The 21,345-nt window shown below is 66.2% G+C and carries 19 protein-coding genes and 1 pseudogene; 7 read left to right on the top strand and 13 right to left on the bottom strand.

The genetic code is table 11. The features are described 5' to 3' along the window. The first annotated feature begins 160 nt into the window (after positions 1–160). The 3 genes and pseudogenes from lplT to WKW82_RS02565 all read left to right on the top strand — a co-directional run. Positions 161–1,465, top strand: a complete 1,305-nt coding sequence (gene lplT / locus WKW82_RS02575) for a lysophospholipid transporter LplT (protein ID WP_340340678.1) — start codon at positions 161–163, stop codon at positions 1,463–1,465. Between the two features lie 176 nt (positions 1,466–1,641). Continuing rightward, a complete protein-coding gene (locus WKW82_RS02570; RefSeq protein ID WP_340340677.1) occupies positions 1,642–2,130 on the top strand; it encodes a glutathione peroxidase in 489 nt (162 codons plus the stop codon). A 61-nt stretch (positions 2,131–2,191) separates the two neighbouring features. Continuing rightward, a pseudogene (locus WKW82_RS02565) lies at positions 2,192–3,094 on the top strand (haloalkane dehalogenase); the annotation flags it as partial. 10 nt (positions 3,095–3,104) lie between these two features. Here the strand turns inward: WKW82_RS02565 and WKW82_RS02560 are convergent. The 7 genes from WKW82_RS02560 to WKW82_RS02530 form a co-directional block, all read right to left on the bottom strand. Beyond that, positions 3,105–3,560 (bottom strand): carboxypeptidase regulatory-like domain-containing protein, encoded by a 456-nt coding sequence (locus WKW82_RS02560; protein WP_340340676.1) that lies wholly within the window; start codon positions 3,558–3,560, stop codon positions 3,105–3,107. Between the two features lie 36 nt (positions 3,561–3,596). Further along, positions 3,597–4,838, bottom strand: coding sequence for a glycolate oxidase subunit GlcF (gene glcF / locus WKW82_RS02555; RefSeq protein ID WP_340340675.1), 1,242 nt, complete (start codon positions 4,836–4,838; stop codon positions 3,597–3,599). Between the two features lie 4 nt (positions 4,839–4,842). Further along, positions 4,843–5,940 (bottom strand): glycolate oxidase subunit GlcE, encoded by a 1,098-nt coding sequence (gene glcE, locus WKW82_RS02550; protein WP_340340674.1) that lies wholly within the window; start codon positions 5,938–5,940, stop codon positions 4,843–4,845. Between the two features lie 8 nt (positions 5,941–5,948). Further along, on the bottom strand, positions 5,949–7,454 hold the full coding sequence (locus tag WKW82_RS02545) for an FAD-linked oxidase C-terminal domain-containing protein (RefSeq protein WP_340340673.1): 1,506 nt from the start codon (positions 7,452–7,454) through the stop codon (positions 5,949–5,951). 81 nt (positions 7,455–7,535) lie between these two features. Further along, entirely contained in the window at positions 7,536–9,197 is a 1,662-nt protein-coding gene (locus WKW82_RS02540) for an L-lactate permease (RefSeq protein ID WP_340340672.1), read from the bottom strand. A 279-nt stretch (positions 9,198–9,476) separates the two neighbouring features. Continuing rightward, a complete protein-coding gene (locus WKW82_RS02535; protein WP_340340671.1) occupies positions 9,477–10,364 on the bottom strand; it encodes a LysR substrate-binding domain-containing protein in 888 nt (295 codons plus the stop codon). A 9-nt stretch (positions 10,365–10,373) separates the two neighbouring features. After that, positions 10,374–11,297, bottom strand: a complete 924-nt coding sequence (locus WKW82_RS02530) for an SMP-30/gluconolactonase/LRE family protein (RefSeq protein ID WP_340340670.1) — start codon at positions 11,295–11,297, stop codon at positions 10,374–10,376. Between the two features lie 117 nt (positions 11,298–11,414). Between WKW82_RS02530 and WKW82_RS02525 the strand changes: the two genes are divergently transcribed. Beyond that, on the top strand, positions 11,415–12,431 hold the full coding sequence (locus tag WKW82_RS02525) for a Bug family tripartite tricarboxylate transporter substrate binding protein (protein WP_340340669.1): 1,017 nt from the start codon (positions 11,415–11,417) through the stop codon (positions 12,429–12,431). Between the two features lie 34 nt (positions 12,432–12,465). Here the strand turns inward: WKW82_RS02525 and WKW82_RS02520 are convergent, their stop codons facing one another. The 4 genes from WKW82_RS02520 to WKW82_RS02505 all read right to left on the bottom strand — a co-directional run bounded on the left by WKW82_RS02520 (position 12,466) and on the right by WKW82_RS02505 (position 16,912). Further along, complete coding sequence (locus WKW82_RS02520; protein ID WP_340340668.1) at positions 12,466–13,869, bottom strand: hypothetical protein; 1,404 nt, start codon at positions 13,867–13,869, stop codon at positions 12,466–12,468. 191 nt (positions 13,870–14,060) lie between these two features. Next, on the bottom strand, positions 14,061–15,590 hold the full coding sequence (locus tag WKW82_RS02515) for an ammonium transporter (RefSeq protein ID WP_340340667.1): 1,530 nt from the start codon (positions 15,588–15,590) through the stop codon (positions 14,061–14,063). Between the two features lie 34 nt (positions 15,591–15,624). Further along, positions 15,625–15,963: a P-II family nitrogen regulator gene (gene glnK, locus WKW82_RS02510; RefSeq protein ID WP_213954512.1), complete on the bottom strand. Its 339-nt coding sequence runs from the start codon at positions 15,961–15,963 to the stop codon at positions 15,625–15,627. A gap of 70 nt (positions 15,964–16,033) precedes the next feature. Beyond that, positions 16,034–16,912 (bottom strand): TorF family putative porin, encoded by an 879-nt coding sequence (locus WKW82_RS02505; RefSeq protein ID WP_340340666.1) that lies wholly within the window; start codon positions 16,910–16,912, stop codon positions 16,034–16,036. A gap of 223 nt (positions 16,913–17,135) precedes the next feature. Between WKW82_RS02505 and WKW82_RS02500 the strand changes: the two genes are divergently transcribed. From WKW82_RS02500 to WKW82_RS02490, 3 genes are read left to right on the top strand one after another with little or no spacing between them, the layout of a single operon-like run. Continuing rightward, positions 17,136–18,680 (top strand): YifB family Mg chelatase-like AAA ATPase, encoded by a 1,545-nt coding sequence (locus WKW82_RS02500; RefSeq protein ID WP_340340665.1) that lies wholly within the window; start codon positions 17,136–17,138, stop codon positions 18,678–18,680. Positions 18,681–18,719: 39 nt separating this feature from the next. Next, positions 18,720–19,454 (top strand): metallophosphoesterase, encoded by a 735-nt coding sequence (locus tag WKW82_RS02495; RefSeq protein ID WP_340340664.1) that lies wholly within the window; start codon positions 18,720–18,722, stop codon positions 19,452–19,454. Further along, positions 19,423–20,682, top strand: coding sequence for an MFS transporter (locus tag WKW82_RS02490; RefSeq protein WP_340340663.1), 1,260 nt, complete (start codon positions 19,423–19,425; stop codon positions 20,680–20,682). Before WKW82_RS02495 ends, WKW82_RS02490 begins: the two co-directional genes overlap by 32 nt. 26 nt (positions 20,683–20,708) lie before the next feature. Here WKW82_RS02490 and vapC read toward each other — a convergent pair whose 3' ends face one another. Both vapC and WKW82_RS02480 read right to left on the bottom strand, forming a co-directional pair. Further along, positions 20,709–21,110 (bottom strand): type II toxin-antitoxin system VapC family toxin, encoded by a 402-nt coding sequence (vapC, locus tag WKW82_RS02485; protein WP_340340662.1) that lies wholly within the window; start codon positions 21,108–21,110, stop codon positions 20,709–20,711. A gap of 8 nt (positions 21,111–21,118) precedes the next feature. After that, positions 21,119–21,322: a type II toxin-antitoxin system VapB family antitoxin gene (locus WKW82_RS02480; protein WP_340340661.1), complete on the bottom strand. Its 204-nt coding sequence runs from the start codon at positions 21,320–21,322 to the stop codon at positions 21,119–21,121. Positions 21,323–21,345: the final 23 nt, after the last annotated feature.

Here is a 21,345-nt window from a genome sequence, read left to right as displayed (position 1 = left end):
ACAGTCGCGCAAAACGACACGTTCGGCGCGCGGGTGAACCCGTAGTGGCACGGTGATTCTGGCACTGGACCCCCATGCTATAACCGCCTGTCCGCCCGTACGGCGGCGACTATTTCCACTATTGCCAGCGGCCCTTTTCCACTGGCCAGCATGCTCATCGATGAAGCGCGGTTTTTACACCATCATGTCGGCCCAGTTCTTTTCGTCTGTGGCCGACAACGCGCTTTTCGTCGCCGCCATCGAACTGATGAGAAGCACCGGCGCTGCCGAATGGCAACGCGCCGCACTGGTGCCGATCTTCGCCATCTTCTACGTTGTGCTGGCGCCGTTGCTGGGCGCGTTCTCCGACGCCTTGCCCAAGGGCAAGGTCATGTTCATCAGCAACGGCATCAAGGTGCTGGGGTGCGTGATGATGCTGTTCGGCTCGCATCCGTTGCTGTCCTACGCCATCGTCGGTCTCGGCGCAGCGGCTTATTCGCCGGCCAAGTACGGCATCCTCACCGAGCTGTTGCCAGCCTCGCAACTGGTCAAGGCCAACGGCTGGATCGAAGGCCTCACCATCGCGTCGATCATCCTGGGCATCCTGCTGGGCGGGCAACTCGTGGGGCACGCGGTGTCGCACTTCCTGCTCGGGTTCGACATGCCGCTCATCGACACCGGCATCGACACGCCGTCCGAAGCCGCCATCGGTGTGCTGATCTTCGTGTACCTGATCGCTGCCTGGTTCAACACGCGCATCCCGCATACCGGCGTCGAGATGCGGCCGCTGCGCTCCAATCCGCGCAAGAGCTTCGTGGGCAACCTGGTGGCGCTGCTGCCTGACTTCTGGCACTGCAATTCGCGCCTGTGGCGCGACCGGCTCGGGCAGATTTCGCTGGCCACCACCACGCTGTTCTGGGGCGCCAGCGGCAGCCTCAAGTACATCGTGCTGGCATGGGGCACGCTGGCCCTGGGCTACACCACGGCGCAGGCCACCGCATTGACCGGCGTGGTGGTCGTGGGCACTGCCGTCGGCGCCGTGGTGGCGTCGATGCGCATGAAACTGGACATGGCGACGCGGGTGATTCCGATGGGCATCGGCATGGGGCTGCTGCTGATCTCGCTGATCTTCATCACCAACCTGTGGGTGGCGATTCCGTTCCTGGTGCTGCTGGGCGGGCTGGGCGGCTTCCTGGTGGTGCCGATGAACGCGCTGCTGCAGCACCGCGGCCACAACCTGATGGGCGCCGGACGCTCCATCGCCGTGCAGAACTTCAACGAGCAGGCCTGCATCCTGGTGCTCGGCGTGTTCTACAGCGCCTGCACCGGCGCGGGCCTGTCGGTGTACACGGCCATCGCCGCGTTCGGCGGCCTGGTGGGCGGCGTCATGCTGATCATCCAGCTTTGGTACAACTACAACTGCAAGAAGTACCCCGAGGAAATCGAGCATCTGCTGCAGATTGCGCGCAGCGACAAGCATCACTAGTCCACCCCGCAGCGCCTGCGGCGCACCCCTCAAGGGGCGCACCCAGCGGCCCGGCAAAGCCGGTTCCGCGGGTGCTCACGAACAGACAGCGCTTGCACAGGCTTCGTACGGCGGTGACAGACACGTCTTCCCGCTCCGACTACGATGCTCGCCTTTACCCACAGCAAGGAATGACCATGGCAAGCATCTATGACTTCGAGGCGACCAGCATCGATGGCAAGCCCATCGCACTCAAGAAATTTAAAGGCAAGGTCATGTTGATCGTCAACACGGCGAGCAAGTGCGGCTTCACGCCGCAGTTCGAAGGGCTGGAGAAGCTGCATGAAAAGTACGGCGGCGAAGGCCTCACGGTGCTGGGCTTTCCGTCAAATCAGTTCGGCGCGCAAGACCCGGGCAGCAACGAGGAAATCGGCGCGTTCTGCACGAAGAACTACGGCGTGAGCTTTCCGATGATGGAGAAGATCGACGTCAACGGCAGCAACGCCGCGCCGCTCTACCAGTACCTCACCAAGGAAAAGCCCGGCCTGCTCGGCATGACCGCCATCAAGTGGAACTTCACCAAGTTCCTGGTGGGACGTGACGGCAAGGTGCTCAAGCGCTATGCGCCGCTCGACACGCCGGCCTCCATGACGCGCGATATCGAGAAGGCGCTGGCGGCAGCGTGAGACAGGGCCCCAGCACCCACTGCGCGCGCTGCGCGGTGGAGCAAGCGCCATGACGGCATCGCCCGTCCGGCACGACGCGGTTCGCACGCCCGACGAGCGCTTCGGCAACCTGCCGGGCTATCCCTGGGCACCGCACTACATCGCGGACCTGCCCTCGCTGGCGGGCCTGCGCATGCACTACCTTGATGAGGGCCCGCGCGACGCTGCGAGCACCTGGTTGTGCCTGCACGGCAATCCGACGTGGAGTTACCTCTACCGCAAGATGATTCCGATCTTCCTGCAGGCGGGGCACCGCGTGGTCGCGCCGGACCTGATCGGATTCGGCCGGAGCGACAAGCCCATTGACGAAGCCGCGCACACCTTCACCTGGCATCGGCAGGTGCTGCTCGAATTGGTCGAGCGACTGGACCTTCGCGACGTGGTGCTTGTGGTGCAGGACTGGGGCGGACTGCTGGGCCTGACGCTGCCCATGGCCGCGCCGGAGCGCTATCGCGACCTGCTTGTCATGAACACGGCATTCGGCACCGGCGACGCACCACTTGGCGCGGGCTTTCTCGCATGGCGCGAGATGTGCGCGAAGAATCCCGAATTCGACGTGGGGCGACTTTTCGCGCGCGGCAATCCGCAGATGAGTGGTGGCGAATGCGCTGCCTACAACGCGCCGTATCCGGATCACGCGTACCGTGCCGCGCTGCGGGCCTTCCCGCCGATGGTCCCGGAATTCCCGGACGCCAACGGCGCGGCGGAGTCACGCGCAGCGCGCGAATTCTTCGGAGAGCGGTGGCAAGGCCGCACGGTGATGGCGGTCGGCGCCCAAGACCCGGTGATGGGCGTGCCGGCGATGCGCGCGTTGCAGAAGTTGATCCGCAATTGCCCCGAGCCCATCGTGCTCGAAAAGGCCGGGCACTTCGTGCAGGAACTGGGCGAGCCCGCGGCGCTGGCCGCGGTGCAGGCGTTCCGCTGAAACGGTCGCGCTAGAAGCGGAAGTCCACGGTCCTCGGCGCGCTGGCGATCGTCACCGGCAGGTTCTTGGTGACGCCGCCGCTGCTGGCCTGAACCATGTACGAACCCGTCGGAAGGTCCACCAGACACAGCGGGCCGCGTGCGCGGAACACATAGGCGGGGGCTGCAGTCGTCGCATCCTGGATCGTCACGTCGACGTCAGCAAGATAGGCGCCATCGGGCCGCGCGAACATCAGCGACAGCGGATGGTCATTCATCTGCGCTCGCATCGCCACCGACTCGTCCGAGCCGACGCCGCCGCAAACATGTGTCGGTCCATCGGCCTTTTGCGCCCAGACGCCGCAGGCCGCCGTGGCAATCGCGCAGGCGACAACGCCGCGGCGCAGCAAGCTGGAAGAAACAAGGGAAACCATTTGGAACTCCTTCCTGAAGATCAGGTTGAAGTCAGGATGCAGCGCGACGGGCATGCAGCGGGTCGGACCCGTCCTGCAATGCCTGTGCGATCAGGCCGATGCAGCGGACGGCGCAAGCGCCGCGTCAAGCAGTTCGACCCAGTGCTTCACCGGTGTTTCGCTGCCGCTTTGCAGGTGCGTGATACAGCCGATGTTGGCCGACACGATGGTGCTCGGCTGCAACTGGTTCAGGTGCCCCAGCTTGCGGTCGCGCAGCGGATAGGCCAGTTCGGGTTGCAACACGGAGTAGGTGCCGGCAGAGCCGCAGCACAGGTGCGATTCATTGCGCGCGACCTGGATGTCGAAGCCGAGCGCACGCAGGTTCACTTCGACACCGCCGCGCAGCTTCTGCCCATGTTGCAGCGTGCAGGGCGGGTGGTAGGCGATCACGCCGATGGGCGCCTTCACGCGCGGCTTGAGCGCCTTCACCAGATCGGGCAGCAACTCGCTGAGGTCGCGCGTCAGTGCGCTGATGCGCGCGGCCTTCGTGGCATAGGCCGCGTCGTCCTTCAGCATGTGGCCGTACTCGCGCACCGTCACGCCGCAGCCCGATGCATTCATGACGATGGCCTCGACCGCGCCGCTTTCCACCTGCGGCCACCAGGCGTCGATGTTGGCGCGCATCTGCGCCTTGCCGCCTTCGTGGTCATTGAGATGGAACTTGACGGCGCCGCAGCAGCCCGCTTCCTTGGCGATGACCGTCTCGATGCCGGCCGCGTCGAGCACGCGCGCGGTGGCGCTGTTGATGTTGGGCATCATCGACGGCTGGACGCAACCGGCGAGCATCAGCACCTTGCGCGCGTGCTTGAGCGTGGGCCAGGCGCCAGCGTCCTGCTTCGGGGGCACCTTGGCCTTGAGCTTTTCAGGCAGCAGGCCGCGCACGCTCTGACCAAGCTTCATCGCGGGGCCGAACAGCGGCGAGGGCAAGCCTTCCTTCAGCAGCCAGCGCGCGGCCGACTCCTTGCCGGTGCGCGGCACCTTCTCGTCGACGATCTTGCGACCGATGTCCACCAGGTGCCCATACTGCACGCCGCTCGGGCAGGTGCTTTCGCAATTGCGGCAGGTGAGGCAACGGTCCAGGTGCATCTGCGTGCTGCGCGTCGGCGCCTTGCCTTCGAGCACCTGCTTGATGAGGTAGATGCGTCCGCGCGGGCCGTCGAGTTCATCGCCGAGCAGTTGGTAGGTCGGGCAGGTGGCGGTGCAGAAGCCGCAGTGCACGCACTTGCGCAGGATGGCTTCGGCTTCCTTGCCTTCGGGGGTGTTCTGGAATTCGGGGGCGAGTTCTGTTTGCATGGATTTACCAGGCTTTGCCTTCGTTGCCGAGACGGCCACGGTTGAAGATGCGATGCGGATCGAACTCATGCATCAGGTTGTGCTGCACGCGCGCGAGGGCGGGCGAGAGCGTGTCGAATCGTGCGTCTGATCGGGACGCATCGCCCGGCCGGAACAGCGTGGCGTGACCGCCCGCTGCGCGCGCCGCGGCGCGGATGGCTCCGCCCTGGCCCGACGGTATGCGGTACCAGCGTTGCGCGCCGTGCCATTCGATCAGCGGCGGCTCGCCCGCGATGGCCAGCACGGGCGCGGTCTGCGGCACCGAGACGCGCCACAGGTCGTGCGTAGCGGGTGTGTCGACGAACCACGGCAGGGTCTGGTCGCGGCAGGCATCCCAATCAGCGGCGACGTTCTCCTGTCGCTCGCCGCCGAGGTGCGCGCAGGCGGCCTCCACCGCCGCTACGGCGCCGCGCAGTCGCAGGTAGAGCACGGGATTCCCGGCATCCTCCACCCAGCAACTGGCGTTCAGTGGCAACGGTTGCCCGCCCCAGCTGTTGAGCAGGCGCAGCGCATCGGCCTGGCTGCAATCGAAGCGCAAGGTGGCTTCGGCCGGCGGCACCGGCAGCACCTTGAGGCTGACCTCCGTGATGACGCCCAGCGTGCCGAGCGAACCGGCCAGCACGCGCGAGACGTCATAGCCCGCGACGTTCTTCATCACCGTGCCACCGAAGCGCAGCAACTCGGCCTTGCCATTGAGCAGTTCCGCGCCGAGCACATGGTCACGCACCGATCCGACACTGGCGCGCGACGGGCCGCTCAGGCCCGCCGCGACCATGCCGCCGACGGTGCCGCCACCAAATCGCGGCGGCTCGAAGGCCAGGCACTGGCCCTTGCCGGCGAGCAGGGCTTCCAGTTCTGCCAGCGGCGTCCCGGTGCGCACCGTGACGACCAGTTCGCTGGGCTCGTAGCTCACGATGCCCGCGAGCGGCGTGGTGTCGAGTGCTTCGCCGGCGATGGGCTCGCCGTAGAAGTCCTTGGTGCTGCCGCCACGGATGCACAGCGGCGTCGCGCTGGCCGCCGCCGCACGAACGCGTTCGACCATCGCTTGCAAAGTGGTGTCCATGGTGCTCATCAGAAACGTGGGAGGTCGGCAAAGGGCATCTGCGCGCCGGCGCGGAACACCTGCTTGCCGTATTCGGCGCAGCGCTGCAGCGTCGGGATCACCTTGCCGGGGTTGAGCATGCCGCTCGGGTCGAAGGCGCGCTTCACGCCGAACATCTGCTCGTTCTCCGCGGCGGTGAATTGCACGCACATGCTGTTGAGCTTTTCCACGCCGACGCCATGCTCGCCCGACACCGTGCCGCCCATCGCGACGCTGGTCTCGAGGATGTCGGCGCCGAAGAGTTCGCAGCGGTGCAGTTCGTCCGGGTCGTTGGCATCGAACAGCACCAGCGGATGCAGGTTGCCGTCGCCCGCGTGGAAGACGTTGCAGCAGCGCAGGTTGTATTTCTTCTCCATGTCCTGGATCGCCAGCAGGATGTCGGCGAGGCGCTTGCGCGGGATGGTGGAGTCCAGGCACATGTAGTCGGGGCTGATGCGGCCCGATGCGGGGAAGGCGTTCTTGCGGCCGCTCCAGAACTTGAGGCGCTCGTCCTCGCTGGTGCTGACGGCGATGGCGGTGGCGCCGCAGCTGCGCAGCACCTCGCTCATGCGGCCGATCTCTTCCTCGACTTCTTCCGGCGTACCGTCGGATTCGCAGAGCAGGATCGCGGCGGCCGTGAGGTCATAGCCGGCGCGCACGAAGTCTTCGACTGCGGCGGTCATGGGCTTGTCCATCATCTCCAGGCCGGCCGGGATGATGCCGGCGGCGATCACGGCTGCGACCGCGTCACCGGCTTTGCGCACGTCGTCGAAGCTGGCCATGATGCAGCGCGCGAGTTGCGGCTTGGGCACCAGCTTGACCAGCACTTCTGTCGTCACGGCCAGCATGCCCTCGCTGCCGACGACGAGCGCGAGCAGGTCGAGGCCCGGTGCATCGAGCGCTGCGCCGCCGAATTCGACGGGCTCGCCATCGGCCATGAAACCACGCACGCGCAGCACGTTGTGCAGGGTCAGGCCGTACTTGAGGCAATGCACGCCGCCCGAGTTCTCGGCCACGTTGCCGCCGATGGTGCAGGCGATCTGGCTCGACGGGTCGGGCGCGTAGTAGAGACCGTAGGGCGCGGCGGCTTCGCTGATCGCGAGGTTGCGCACGCCGCACTGCACGCTGGCGGTGCGCGCGACCGGGTCGATCTCGAGGATGTTGTTGAACTTGGCGAGCGACAGCGTCACGCCCATGGTGTCGGGCATCGCGCCACCGGAAAGGCCGGTGCCCGCGCCGCGTGCGACGACGGGGACATCGAGCTTGTGGCAGGTCCTGAGCACGGCTTGCACCTGCGCAGCGGTCTCGGGCAAGGCCACGACCAGCGGTCGGGCGCGGTAGGCCGTGAGGCCGTCGCATTCGTAGGGCGTCGTGTCCTCGTCATGCCAGATCAGCGCGTGCGCTGGCAGATGAGCTTGCAGCGCGCGCACCACCTGCGACTGGCGTTCTGTCTTTGAAAGCAATTCGTTCTGCGTGGGCGTGACGGGGGCATTCATTTCTGTACTTCCATTGCGCTGTGCGCCAAATCGGCGTTGACAAGGACGATCGCGAGCTTCAGGCTGATTCAGCCGACATTCTCAGTGAACCACCATCAAGGTGAACGGCCACACATAGGCCTGCATCGTCACATACAGCCCCACCAGCGCGGCCAGCGCGATCGAGTGGAAGAACACGTAGCGCAGGATGTCGCCTTCATGGTCGAACCAGCGCGTGGCGGTCGAGGCCACCACGATCGACTGCGCATCGATCATCTTGCCCATCACCCCGCCCGAACTGTTGGCCGCGCCCATCAGGTTCGGGCTCAGGCCGAGCTGTTCCGCCGCCACCTTCTGCATGCCGCCGAACAGCACGTTCGAAGCGGTGTCAGAGCCCGTCATCGCCACCCCGATCCAGCCCATCAGCGTGCCGAAGAAGGGATAGAACGCACCGGTGTTCGCAAAGGCCAAGCCCAGCGTGGTGTCGGTACCGGAGAAGCGCGTCAAGGTGCCCAGCGCCAGCATCAGCACGATGGTCAGCAGCGAGTAGCGCACCAGCCACAACGTCCGGAAGAAGGTGCGCACGATCTCGACCGGGTTGTACTTCATGAACAGCGCGCTCACGATCGCTGACAGCAGGATGCCGGTGCCCGTGGACGACAGCAGGTTGAGCACATAGACCGCCGATTCCTTGTGCGGCGTGGGCACCACCGGCGGCATCTTGTCGATCATGTTGTGCAGCCCGGCCATCGGGAAGGACGGCGCGAAGATGCCGTTGAGCGCGGACTTCACCGGCGGCAGGCCCCAGACGAAGACGAACACCGACAGGATCAGCCACGGCGTCCACGCACGGATCAGCTCCGCCCGCGGATGCACCACGATGGGCGCCGGCGGCTTGGCTTCATGGGCGCTCACGTCCTTGCCGCGCAGGGACGGCGAGTGCCAGATCTTCTTCGGCTGCCAGACGCGCAGGAACAGCACCAGGCTGACCATCGAGACGATGGCCGCAATGATGTCCACCAGTTCCGGGCCGATGAAGTTGGAGACCAGGTATTGCGGGATGGCGAAGGACAGGCCCGTCACCAGGATCGCCGGCCAGATCTCCATCATTCCCTTGCGCCCGGCGAAGGCCCAGATGAGCCAGAAGGGCACCAGCAGCGAGAAGAAGGGAAGTTGCCGGCCGATCATGGCCGTGACTTCCATGAGGTCGTAGCCGTGCACCTTGGCGAGCGTGATGACTGGCGTGCCCAATGCACCGAAGGCCACCGGGGCGGTGTTGGCGATCAGCGAAAGTCCGGAGGCTGCCAGCGGCGAGAAGCCCAACCCGATCAGGATGCCCGCGGTCACCGCCACCGGCGTCCCGAAGCCCGCCGCGCCCTCGAAGAACGCACCGAAGCAGAACGCAATCAGCAGCAGCTGGATGCGCCGGTCCTCGGTGATGCCCGAGAGCGAATCCTGCAGCACCTTGAAGCTGCCGTTCTGTTCGGCCAGCTGCTGCAGGAAGATGATGTTGAGCACGATCCAGCCGATGGGCAGCAGGCCGGTGAAGCCGCCGAACAGCGCCGCGCGTCCGGCCATGTCGGCGGGCATGCCGTAGGCGAACACGGCCACCAGCAGTGCGGCCAGCAGGCCCAGCCCTGCAGCGATGTGCGCCTTGATGTGGAAGAAGCCCAGGCAGGCCAGCATCACCACCACCGGAATCGCGGCCAGCGCGGTGGAAATGATCATGTTGCCGAACGGGTCGTAGATCTGCTGCCAGGTCATGTGTTTGTCTCCGGATGTTGTGCCGGTGACTGTAGGCAGGCGCGCCCCGCAGCGGGTTGATTGTTTTTTGTCCTCGGGTTGAAGAAATTTCGCGGCGGCCCTGAAGGCGCGAAGATTTCGTAGCGAGGGCGCCGAGGTCGGGTCTGCGGCGCGGAACCCCACTCTCGTGCGGTGACACCGAAGTTGCGGCAGAGGCTGACAACTGCGCGAAGTGCTTGTCATGCCGGAGCCAACACCGCAGGCCCGAGATCAGCGTCCGCAGCAGAAAAATTCGCGCCTTCAGCCGTGGAAGGTCTGCGCCAGCCAATCAGCGAAGGCCGCGCATTGCCACCGCTCCAGCGCGCCCGGCTGCCAGCAGATGTAGTGCTTGTGCGGCGACAACACCGGCTTGTCCGACAGCGACACCAGCCGCCCCGATTCAAACCACGCCGCACCGAGCTTCAGCCGCACCAGCGCGACGCCGAAGCCGCTGGCGGCGGCATCGTAGACCAGGCCCAGGTCGTTGAACTGCGAGCCGACCTTCGGCTCGGGCTGGGCCAGGCCGCAGCTTGCGAACCAGGTGTTCCAGGGTTCCAGCGGACTGCGGATCAGCCGGGCACTGGCGAGCTCGGCCTCCGTGCGAAACCCGTCGAACGGCCCGAACTCGTTGAGGTAGCTGTGGCTGCAGGCCGGCACCACCTCCTCCTCGATCAGCAACCGGTGTTCGCAGTCGGCATACGCGCCGGGGCCGTAGCGCACTTCGAGGTCGGCCTGCTCGCCGGTCACGTCCAGCAACGGGATCGACACCTGCAGCACCAGGTCGATGTCGGGATACAGGTTGCGGAAGGCTTCCAGCCGCGGCATCAGGAACTGGCGGCTGAAGGTGGGCGTGACCGCCACGCGCAGGCGTGCCGCGCGCTGTGTGGCCTTGTTGCTGCCCGGCATGGCCTGCAACGCGGCGAGGCCTGTGCGCACGTTGGCCAGGTAGGCCGCGCCGTCGGCCGTGAGGCTGAAGTCGCTGCGGCCGAACAGCTTGAAGCCCACATGCGACTCGAGCTGGCGGATGCGGTGGCTGACCGCGCTGGCCGTCACGCACAGTTCATCGGCCGCGCGGCCCGCGTGCCGCAGCCGCGCCACGGCCTCGAAAGTCAGCAGGCACTGGATCGGCGGGATGTGCTGGAGGGACATGGCCGCACATCAGTCGTCGAAGAAATTGACCGGCAGGCCCCTGGCCTCGACACGGCGCATGACCACGCAACCCGACGCGGGCAGGCGCTCGATCTCCGCCGCGGGCCGCCCCTTGCGCGCACTGGTGACGAACAAGGTGCGCAGGTCGTCGCCGCCGAAGCACGGCATGGTCGGGCACTGCACCGGCAGCGCAACGGCTTCGCGCTGCGTGCCCTCGGGGGACAGGCGCAATAGCTGCCCGCCTTCGAACATGGCAGACCAGTAGTCGCCGGCCGCATCGACGGTCGCGCCGTCGGGACGGCCCTGGTAAGGCACGCCGCTCCCGGCACTCCAGCCCTCGGGCTTGGCAGCAAACTGATGGAACACGCGCTCATGCGAGAGCGTGTTGCGGTCGCCGGCCCAGTCCCAGGCGCGTACGACATGCGCGGCGGTGTCGGACCAGTAAAGCGTGCCCGCGTCCGGCGAGAACCCGAGTCCGTTGGCGGTGGTGGCGTCATTGGCCATCCTGGTGATGACCGGCGTTAGGCCTCCGCGCGCATCCAGGCAATACAGCGTGGCGTTGCGCTGCGTCTTGGGTTCATTCAGCGTGCCGGCCCAGAAGCGGCCGAGCGGATCGCACTTGCCGTCGTTGAAGCGCATTGTCGCGGTGTCGTAGTCGGCGGCCTGCATCAATAGCAGCGCGCCGCCCCATTCCGGGGCGCGGTGGATGCCGCTGCGCAAGGCCATGACGAGGCCGCCGCGCCGGGCGGGCGCGATGCAGCCGGGCTCCTCGGCCAACGCCCAGCGCTCGACGCGGACATCGGGCCCGATCGCGCCGCGCGTGCGAAGGATGCACCGGCCGGGGATGTCGACCCAATAGAGGGAGCGCTCCTGCGGATGCCAGAAAGGCGATTCGCCAAGTTCGCAAAGGGAGTCTGGGAGGGTCTGCCACATGGTGCTGCGATTGTGCGGGCAAGCGCGGCGCCTGCCCTCCCCCCGTTCAACGCCCTTGCGCCCGCCGACCACCCGCTTATGATGCGGCTGCCCCAAAAAACTGACGGGAAACTGACCATGAATACCATCCATTCGAAGACCTCGCTGTCGCGCCGCAGTGCGTTGCAACTGTGCCTGGGGGGCGCTGCCAGCGTTCTCCCGGGCTTCGCCTCCGCCCAAGGCGCTTGGCCCAACAAGGCGGTGACGCTGGTCGTGGGCTATCCACCTGGCGGGCAGACCGACTTCGCGGGCCGCGTGCTCACGGCGGGCATGCAGACCAGCCTGGGCCAGGGCGTCGTGATCGACAACAAGCCCGGCGTCAACGGCAACATCGCGACCGACTACGTCGCCAAGTCGCCGCCGGACGGCTACAAGCTGCTGGTCGGCAATGGCAGCAACATGGTGCTGAACCCGCACACCTACCGCAACACGCCGGTGGCGGACCCGCTCAAGCTCACGCCGATCGGCCTGCTGCTGACCTCGTCGCTGATGCTGGTGGTGCCGGCCACCCTGCCGGTGAAGACGGTCGAGGAATTCATCGCGTGGGTCAAGGCCGAGGACAAGGCCGGCAAGACCGTCGACTACGCCTCGGGCGGTCCCGGCAGCCTGGTGCAGACCGCCATGGAACTGTTCCGCGAGCGCATCGGCAAGCCCAAGATGAGCCACGTGCCTTACAAGGGCAGCAGCCCGGCCATGATCGACCTGATCGCCGGCCGCATCCCGTGCATGTTCGACGCCTCGTCGGTGGTCGCGCCCATGCTCAAGTCGGGCCAGCTCAAGGCCCTGATGTCCACCGGCCCCAAGCGCGTGCCGGCCTTCCCCAATGTGCCGACCGCCAAGGAAAGCGGCATCAAGGACTTCGAGATCATCTCCTTCATCGGCTTGTACGGCCCGGCCGGGCTGCCAGCGGACATCGTGACGAAGGTGAACACCGCGATGAACACCGCCCTCAAGGACGCCAACGTGCAGAAGACCATTGCCGACCGCGGCGACGATGCCGGCGGCGGCACGCCCGCGCAACTTGATGCGATGACCAAGAGCTACTACAAGCTGCTGGGCGACGTGGTCAAGAACAACGACATCCGGGCCGAGTAACGACCAGAAATCGGGCCGGCCAAGGCGCCGGCCCTCAGCCCACCGCCGACAGCAACTCCGGCAGGCGGGCAGCGGCCTGCCTCGTGGCCGCGCGGTAGCGGCGCAGCAGCGCCTGCCGGTCCGCATCGCTCTCGTCGACGCCGCGCACCATGTTGCCGAGCGTGTTCAGCCGGGCACGGCCCATCCACTCCGACACGGCAGGATGTTTCGCCCAACGCTGCCCGTTGGCCATCGCGACGGCCATCATGCGCAGCCAGTCGACCGGTACGCTGGGCGGCGGGATGATGGCGCAGAGGGCATTCTTTTCCGCGTCGTCGGTGTCCAGGCTTTCCACGAACGCGATCAGCGAAGAGCTGAAGGCCGGCAGGCAACTGCGCACCATCAGCAGGTTGACCCTGTCGCCGTCGAACACGCGCTTGACCTGCGGCGGGGGTATGCCATTGGCGGTGCAATCGATGTAGAGCCAGTCGGGGCCGGCCGGGATGGTGCCGTGGTCGAGCACGATGCGCGTCGGCTCGATGGAGCGCACATGCCCCAGGCGCACGATGTTCGTGATCCGCTGCACCTCGCGCATTTCAGCTGGCGCGACGGTGGCACAGCGGTACATCGTCGGTTCGATCGACGGCGACAGGCGCAGCACCTGGTGCGACGCCTCGAGCCGCAGGAACAGGTCGGCGATCGAGCTGGCGGCAGCGATCGCCTCCATCTGCTCGGCCAGGCCGAGAAAGGTTCGATCGAAGCCCTCCATGCCGGGCTGCACCGCGCCGCGGTCCAGGAACCACGCATCGCGCGGCACGATCCAGCGAATCGCATCGGGGTCCACCCCGTTCTGCAACAGCCATTGGCAGGTGTCGATGCCGGTCTTGCCGGAGCCGATCACCACGTAGGCCGGATGCGGCCGGCCGATCTTCGGCAACTCGTTCGGGGGCACGCAGCGGACGCCCGCCGCGACCGGGTAAGGCGGCGGACGGGTGGAGGGCACTTCGGTGCGCGCATGGGTGGCATCCACGATCTTCCGGCGCACCTTCACCGCCTGCCGCGCGCCCGTCAGCAGCGCGCTGAAGCCGGCGCCGTCCGCATCGACCTCGCACATCGGGAAGTAGTGCACCCGCCCCGAAGGCAGGAAGCGCTGGTTCATCACCTGGTCGAAGTAGTCCACCACCTCCGCGCCGGAAGCCAGTTCCGACAGCCCCTGGTTGAGCCCGACGAGATCCTTGCCGCCGTTGCCGAGCTGGCGCGAGTTGACGCCGTAGAACGCGGATGGCGAATGCAGCCGGACGAAGGGATACGCGTCGTTCCAATGCCCGCCAGGCCGGTGATGCCGGTCCACCATCACGATGTCGGCCTGCGTCTCGTCGAGCAGCGTGTCGACGAAGGACATGGCATTGGCGCCGGCGCCAATCACCAGGTAGTCGGTTTCGAGCAGGGCAGCGTCCATGGGTGCACTCTATGCCCGCACGCGCACAAGACCTATGAACCCGTTCACATCCGCCAAAAGCAAAAAGCCACCCGGAAAAGGTGGCTCGATGCTCATTCGGGGGATACCGCGGAACCGGCTTTACCGACCCGCTGGTATCGCCCCCAGCAGGGGAAGGCCTCGCGGCACGCAGTGCCGCGAGGCCTGGGGGCTTACCTGTTGTATGCCGTCTCGCCGTGCGACGAGATGTCGAGGCCTTCGCGCTCTTCTTCTTCCGTCACGCGCAGGCCGATCGTCAGGTCGGCGATCTTGTAGGCGATGAAGGAGACCACGCCCGACCACACGATGGTCAGCACCACCGCCTTGAGCTGCGTCAGCACTTGCGGGCCGATCTCGCCAGCCACCACGGTCGCCGTGACCCAGTCGCCGACATAGCCGGGGCCGCCGAGCGACTGCGTGTTGAACACGCCCGTCAGCAGCGCGCCGACGATACCGCCCACGCCGTGCACGCCGAACACGTCGAGCGAGTCGTCCGCCTTCAGCAGCTTCTTCAGGCCATGCACGCCCCAGAGGCAGGCGAAGCCGGCGACGAAGCCGATCACGATCGCGCCCATCAGGCCGACGTTGCCGGCGGCCGGCGTGATCGCCACCAGGCCGGCGACGGCGCCAGAGGCCGCACCCAGCATGGAGGCCTTGCCCTTCATCAGCGCTTCACCGATGGACCATGCGAGCACGGCGGCCGAGGTAGCGGTGAAGGTGTTCATGAAGGCGAGCACGGCGCTGGTGCCGGCTTCGAGGGCCGAACCTGCGTTGAAGCCGAACCAGCCCACCCACAGCAGCGAGGCGCCCACCATGGTCAGCGTGAGCGAGTGCGGCGTGAAGGCTTCCCTGCCGTAACCCACGCGCTTGCCGATCAGGATGGCACCGACCAGGCCGGCGACAGCCGCGTTGATGTGCACCACGGTGCCGCCTGCGAAGTCGAGCGCGCCCCATTGCCAGATCAGGCCGGCCTTGGCGTTCAACTCATCGACCACTGCCGCGCTGGTGTAGGCGTCCGGGCCCATCCAGAACCAGACCATGTGCGCGATCGGCGTGTAGGCGAAGGTGAACCACAGCACCATGAACAGCAGGACGGCCGAGAACTTGGCCCGCTCCGCGAAGGCGCCCACGATCAGCGTGCAGGTGATGCCGGCGAAGGTGGCCTGGAAAGCCGCGAACAACAGTTCAGGGATGTAGACACCCTTGCTGAAGGTCGCGCCGGGTGCGAAGACGCCCGTGGCCGGATCGAAGATCCCCTTCATGAACAGCCGGTCGAACCCGCCGATGAAGGAGTTGCCCTCGGTGAACGCCAGGCTGTAGCCGTAGATGAGCCACAACACCACGATCATCGAGAACGTGACCATCACCTGCATCAGGATCGACAGCATGTTCTTGCTGCGGACCAGGCCGCCGTAGAACAGGGCCAGGCCCGGCACGGTCATCATGATGACCAGCAGCGTGGAGACCATCATCCAGGCGGTGTCGCCCTTGTTGAAGCTGGGGGCGGTTGCGGCGGCGGCGTCGGCCGGCGCGGCGGTTGCAGCGGCGGCGGGTGCAGCAGCTGCGGGCGCCGTGGCGGCGGGGGCTGCCGTGGCAGCGGGCGCCGTGGCTTCGGCGGCTGGCGCCGGCGACTGGGCAAAGCCCGAGAAGCTGGCGGTCAGTACGCCCACGCCTAGCGCGAGGGAGATCAGCAACTTTTTCATTGGGGTGTTCTTTCGTGCCTTGAAATGCTTGAAATCAGAGGGCTTCGCGACCGGTTTCACCGGTACGGATGCGCACGACCTGCTCGAGGTCGTACACGAAGATCTTGCCGTCGCCGATCTTGCCGGTGCGGGCTGCGCCCTCGACGGCTTCGATCACGCGCTCGACCAGGTCGTCCGCCACGGCGGCTTCGATCTTGACCTTGGGCAGGAAGTCCACCACGTACTCCGCACCGCGGTACAGCTCGGTGTGGCCCTTCTGCCGGCCAAAGCCCTTGACCTCGGTCACGGTGATGCCCTGCACGCCGATGGTCGAGAGTGCTTCGCGCACCTCGTCCAGCTTGAAGGGTTTGATGATGGCTGTGACCAGCTTCATGGTTCTGTTACTCCTGAGGAAATATGGATGGCTCGACCCCTGCAAGGGCCGGGCCTGCTTTTCGTTTTTCTTAGAACGTCTTGGTCAGCGTCGCGATGAAGCGGGCCTTGTTCGGCGAGTAGGTCGTCGCGCCGATCGGGCCGAAGCCGAGGTCGATGCCGGGGTTGTTGGCCACGGCATAGGTGTTCTTGTGGTTGGCGCCTTGCACCGAACCCGCCAGCGACAGGCCGCCGCCGAAGTCCCAGCTCGCGCCGACGTTGTAGTCCATGTAGTTGCTGTAGCCTAGGCTCTTGATGTCCGAGGACATGAAGGTGTAGCCAATGGCCGCCTTCAACGTGAGGCTGGTCAGCACGGTCTTGCTGTACGACAGGTTCAGGTAACCCGTGTTCTGGCCCTTCAGGCCCGAGCCGCCCTTGTGGCCGGCATAGTTGAAGTAGTCCTTCGACACGGTGTGCGAGTACTTGGCGGTGAAGCCGCCGATGGCTTCGTCGGACCAGGTGGCCGCACCGTAGATTTCGGTCGTGTTGCCGGCCGTATTGCCCGAGTAGTAGTACTGCAGCACGCCGAAGTCGAGGTCGACCGGGCCGGCCTTGAACTTGTAGCCGCCGTAGAAGTCGCTCTCGATGCTGTTGCCCGGGAGCCAGTTGACGCTGGAGTTCCAGTTGCCCAGGTAGAAGCCGCTGGCATGCGCATAGTCGAAACCGCCCTGGATGGCGGGCTTGAACCAGCTGGTCTTGACCGGGGTGGTGAAGCCGCTGCTGATCATGTCCTGGTCCTGGCCGCGGAACTTGTAGTTGGTCGTGAGCGAGACGTTGGCCGTGATCGGCGAGACGACGGGTGCGGCAGCAGCCGGCTCTGCCGCTGGGGTGCTCTGGGCGAAAGCGGCGCCCGACGTTGCGAGCGTGGTGGCCAGTGCAACCAAAGCCTTGGCAGTGTGACGGTGCATCATCGAGGGAACTCCTACGTATATTTGAAAGGTTGGGAAACCCTTCAAAGCAGGGAGCGTGCCAAAGTGATGCGATCGATGCTGGATAACCCCGAGGGCATTCACAAACACTCACAACTGACGGGCAAAATCGTTACGGAAGTGTTTCGACGCAGAAGCGTGGAACTGAAAAGTAAACAAGAGCGCACCACAGCGGTGGATGCACCGTTTTGGTGAGGGAGAGGAAATGAGTCTGTCTTTGGTGCAAAGCCGTGCTTTGCTGGGCCTGGAAGCGGCCAGCGTCACGGTTGAGGTGCATCTGGCCAATGGATTACCCAGTTTTACGCTGGTCGGGCTGGCCGATGTGGAAGTGAAGGAGGCGCGCGAACGCGTGCGCTCGGCCATCCAGAACGCGGGGCTGGAGTTTCCGAACAACAAGAAGATCGTCGTGAACCTGGCCCCGGCGGACCTGCCCAAGGACTCCGGGCGTTTCGACCTGCCGATTGCGCTGGGCATCCTGGCCGCCAGCGGGCAGGTCGATGCGGCGAAGCTGGCGGGGCATGAGTTTGCCGGCGAGCTGTCGTTGTCCGGCCATCTGCGGCCGGTGCGCGGGGCGTTGGCGATGGCGTTGGCGCTGCACAGCCGGGGCATTGCGACCCGATTGGTGCTGCCAGCCGAGAGCGCGCAGGAGGCGGCGCTGGTGCCCGGCTCGGAGGTGTATGGTGCGCGGCATTTGCTGGACGTTGCGCGGCGGTTTCTGCCAGCGGGTGCGGACGATCCGCTTCAGGTCGAAGCGGGAGAGGACGGCTGGATGCGCGTTGTTCCGGAAGCCGGTACTTACGTTCCAAGCTATCCGGACTTGTCTGACGTGAAAGGGCAAGCCGGCGCCAAGCGTGCACTGGAGATCGCGGCGGCGGGCGGGCACAGCCTGCTGATGGTCGGGCCGCCGGGCTCGGGCAAGTCGATGCTGGCCCAGCGCTTTGCCGGATTGCTGCCGGCGATGTCGGTGGACGAGGCGCTGGAAAGCGCGGCGGTGTCGAGCCTGGCCGGGCGCTTCGCGGTCGACCGGTGGGGCGTTCGGCCAACTTGTGCGCCGCACCATTCCGCAAGTGCGGTGGCATTGGTGGGCGGTGGCTCCCCTCCTCGGCCTGGAGAAATCTCCCTCGCGCATCACGGCATTTTGTTTTTGGATGAGTTCCCGGAATTTCAGCGGGCCGCGCTGGAAGCGCTGCGCGAGCCCCTGGAGACCGGCACCATCACCATCGCACGGGCCGCACGACGCTCCGAATTCCCCGCGCGCTTCCAGCTCATCGCCGCGATGAACCCCTGCCCTTGCGGCTTCTCGGGCTCGCCGCTGAAAGCCTGCCGGTGCACGCCGGACCAGATTTCGCGCTACCAGGGCAAGCTCAGCGGACCCTTGCTGGACCGCATCGACCTGCATATCGAAGTGCCGGCCGTGTCCGCGCAGGAGTTGCTGACTGCGCCGCAGGGCGAGGCAAGCGCCGGCATCCGGGACCGCGCCGCCGCCGCGCGTGATCGGGCGATGACGCGGCAGGGCGTGCCCAACCAGGCGCTGCGCGGTGCGCAGATCGACGTGCATGCGGGGCTCGACGAAGCCGGCATGCGCTTCATGCAGACCGCAGCGACCAAGCTCGGCTGGAGCGCGCGCTCGACGCACCGGGCGCTCAAGGTCGCGCGCACCATCGCGGACTTGGCCGGCGCCGAGAATGTGCAGGCCGCGCACGTGGCCGAGGCGGTGCAGTACCGGCGGGCGCTGAGTGGCGCCGGCTGAATGACTGAACGGCAGAGCACACCGCATGAACGTTTCGCCATGACTGCCATCGCACGGTTCGCCAGGAACACGCTGGGGCGGGACTTTGCCGTCGGGGACATCCACGGTGCATTCGGCGCCCTGAAAGTCGCGCTGGACGCCATCGGCTTCGACAGCGCCACGGATCGGCTGTTCTCGGTGGGCGACCTGGTCGACCGCGGGCCCGATTCGGCGCAGGTCGTGGCATGGCTCGACCTGCCCTGGTTCCACGCGATCTGCGGCAACCACGATTTCATGGCGTGGCGCAGCGCGCTCGGCCGGCCTTTTGAACCGGTCGATCACGCCGCGCACGGGGGTGCATGGTTGCGCGACCTGCCGGTGGCCGAACGGCGGCGTATCGGCGAACGCCTGCGCGCGTTGCCGATGGCCTTCGAAGTGGAAACGTCCGGGGGCGTGGTCGGCATGGTGCACGCCGACTTTCCATCGGACGACTGGCGCGACCTGAGCGCGATCGACTGGCGGGCGCTCGACAACATCGACAGCATTGCCAGCCAGTGCCTCTGGTCGATCGAGCGCCATCAACGGCGCTACCGGGGCGTCGTCAGGAACATCCGTGCCGTCGTGCATGGGCACATGACAATTCCCGCGATGGAGACCTTGGGGAATGTTCATTTCATCGACACCGGCGGCTGGCATCCCTCGGGGCGCTTCACCTTTCTTGAACTGGGGGAACTGAAGGCCTTTACCGGTCCGGGACCCGAGCGTGAACCTGCCAATGCCCGGCGAAACCGGTAGCGCCCTGAACCACGGCGGCTCCGGCGTGTCTCCCGGGCGGCCCCTCTACGACGCACGCATGGTCGGTTGGTTGTCGGTCGGACAGTTGATCACCTGGGGCAGCGTGTTCTACGCGTTCGCGCTGCTGATGGAGCCGGTCGAGCAGTCGCTGGGTTTGAGCCGCGCGCAATCGTCGCTGGCCTTCAGCCTGGGCCTGCTGGCCGAAGGCGTGATGGCCTGGCCGGTGGGGCGCTGGATCGACGCGGGGCATGAACGCGCGGTGATGACGGGCGGCTCGCTCGTGATGGCGCTCGGGCTTTTTGCCCATGGCTTCGTGCAGGACGCGGCGGGCTTCTATGCGGTGTGGATCGTGCTGGGCGGGGCGCTCGCGGCGACGCTGTACGCGCCGGCCTTCGCGATCGTGACGCGGCGCTTTCCGCTGGGGTTTCGACGCGCGATCATCACGCTCACCTTCCTGGGCGGGCTGGCCAGCACGGTGTTCATTCCGTTGATTGCGTGGCTCATCGGCGCGATCGGCTGGCGGCATGCGCTGTGGGTGCTGGCGGCGATCCATCTGTTCATCTGCGTGCCCTTGCATGCCATCGTGTTGCGTGGCGCGCCAAAGCCGTCGGCATTGCGCGAGACCGGCGCAGCGGCATCGACCACAACGCTGCCTGCGTCCCACTTCCTGCGCAGCAAACCCTTCCTGCTGATCGGTGTGTTCGCGGTGCTGTTGATGGCCGTCACGGCCGCGCTGCCGCCGCACATGGTGAGCCTGTTGCGCGGCAGCGGACTTCCGGAGGCGTGGGCCATCGCGGTGCCGGCAAGCATCGGCATCGTGCAGGTCTTCGGGCGGGCGTTGCTCTACTTCTTCGAGCACCGCTTCGACCTGCATCTGGCGAACCGGCTGATTCCCTGCTTGATCCCGCTCGGCTTGATCGCGCTGCTTGCCGGCAGCGGGCATGCGGGCGCGGCGTTGGTGTTCGTCGCGTTGTACGGCATGGGCAACGGCATGCTGACGATCGTCAAGGGGACGGCGATTGCGCAGTACGTGAGCCGCGAGCACGTCGCCACGCTGAATGGCGCGCTTGGGTTGCCGATGGCGATTGCCCGCGCCATTGCGCCGCTGATGCTGGGGGTGTTGTGGACGCCAGCGAGTGGCTACACGACGGGGCTGTGGGTGCTGCTGGTCGCGAGCGTCGTGGCCGTTCTTGCGTTGGTGGGCGCGCAGCGGGCGCGGGTGGGTTGAGTGCTCGATCCGCTCAACCTTCGATGTCAGCCATTGCTGGCATTCCAGAGGCCGAACTCCGCATGCCTCGACGCAGACTGAAAGTCCTTGTCGGTCGACAGGAGCCGAAGATCGTGTCGACGGCTGAGCTGAATGAGCAAGGCGTCAATCGTGCCGATCTGAACACCATGGCGGCGGCAGGTATTGCGAACCTCGGCGGCTTCGATATGGTCCTGACGATCTGGCTCGATGAAGGCCAAGGCGGTGAAGCGCTCGATGATGCTGTCGCGTGCTTTCGGGCCGGCGAAGCCCTGCAGGAGTTCCTGCAGCACAAGCCCGGTGCTGAACACTTGGTCCGCTCCGTGAAGTGCGTTGCGCAACGCGATGACCTGCGGCGTCTGAAGGTCGCCATCCCTGCGCAAGGCGAGCGACCAGACGCTGGTGTCCACAAGCAAGCTCATGACTTGCGCGATCGCTCGGACTTGTAATCGAAGGATGAGTCCCAATCGAGCTTGCCGAAAAGATCGGCAACTCGCTTCTGCTCGCGACGGGCAATGAACTCCTGAAGCGCACGCGTGACCGCAGCCTTCTTCGTGACTTCTCCGCTGAGCAGAAATGCGCGGTTCAGAAGTTCTTGATCAAGGGCTAGGTTGGTGGCCATGTGTAACTCCTTCAAGTTCAGTC

Source organism: Variovorax rhizosphaerae (genome assembly GCF_037889975.1).
Taxonomy (GTDB): domain Bacteria; phylum Pseudomonadota; class Gammaproteobacteria; order Burkholderiales; family Burkholderiaceae_C; genus Variovorax; species Variovorax rhizosphaerae.
The sequence above is the reverse complement of the archived record's forward strand: the minus strand, read 5'-3'. Positions and strand labels throughout refer to the sequence as shown.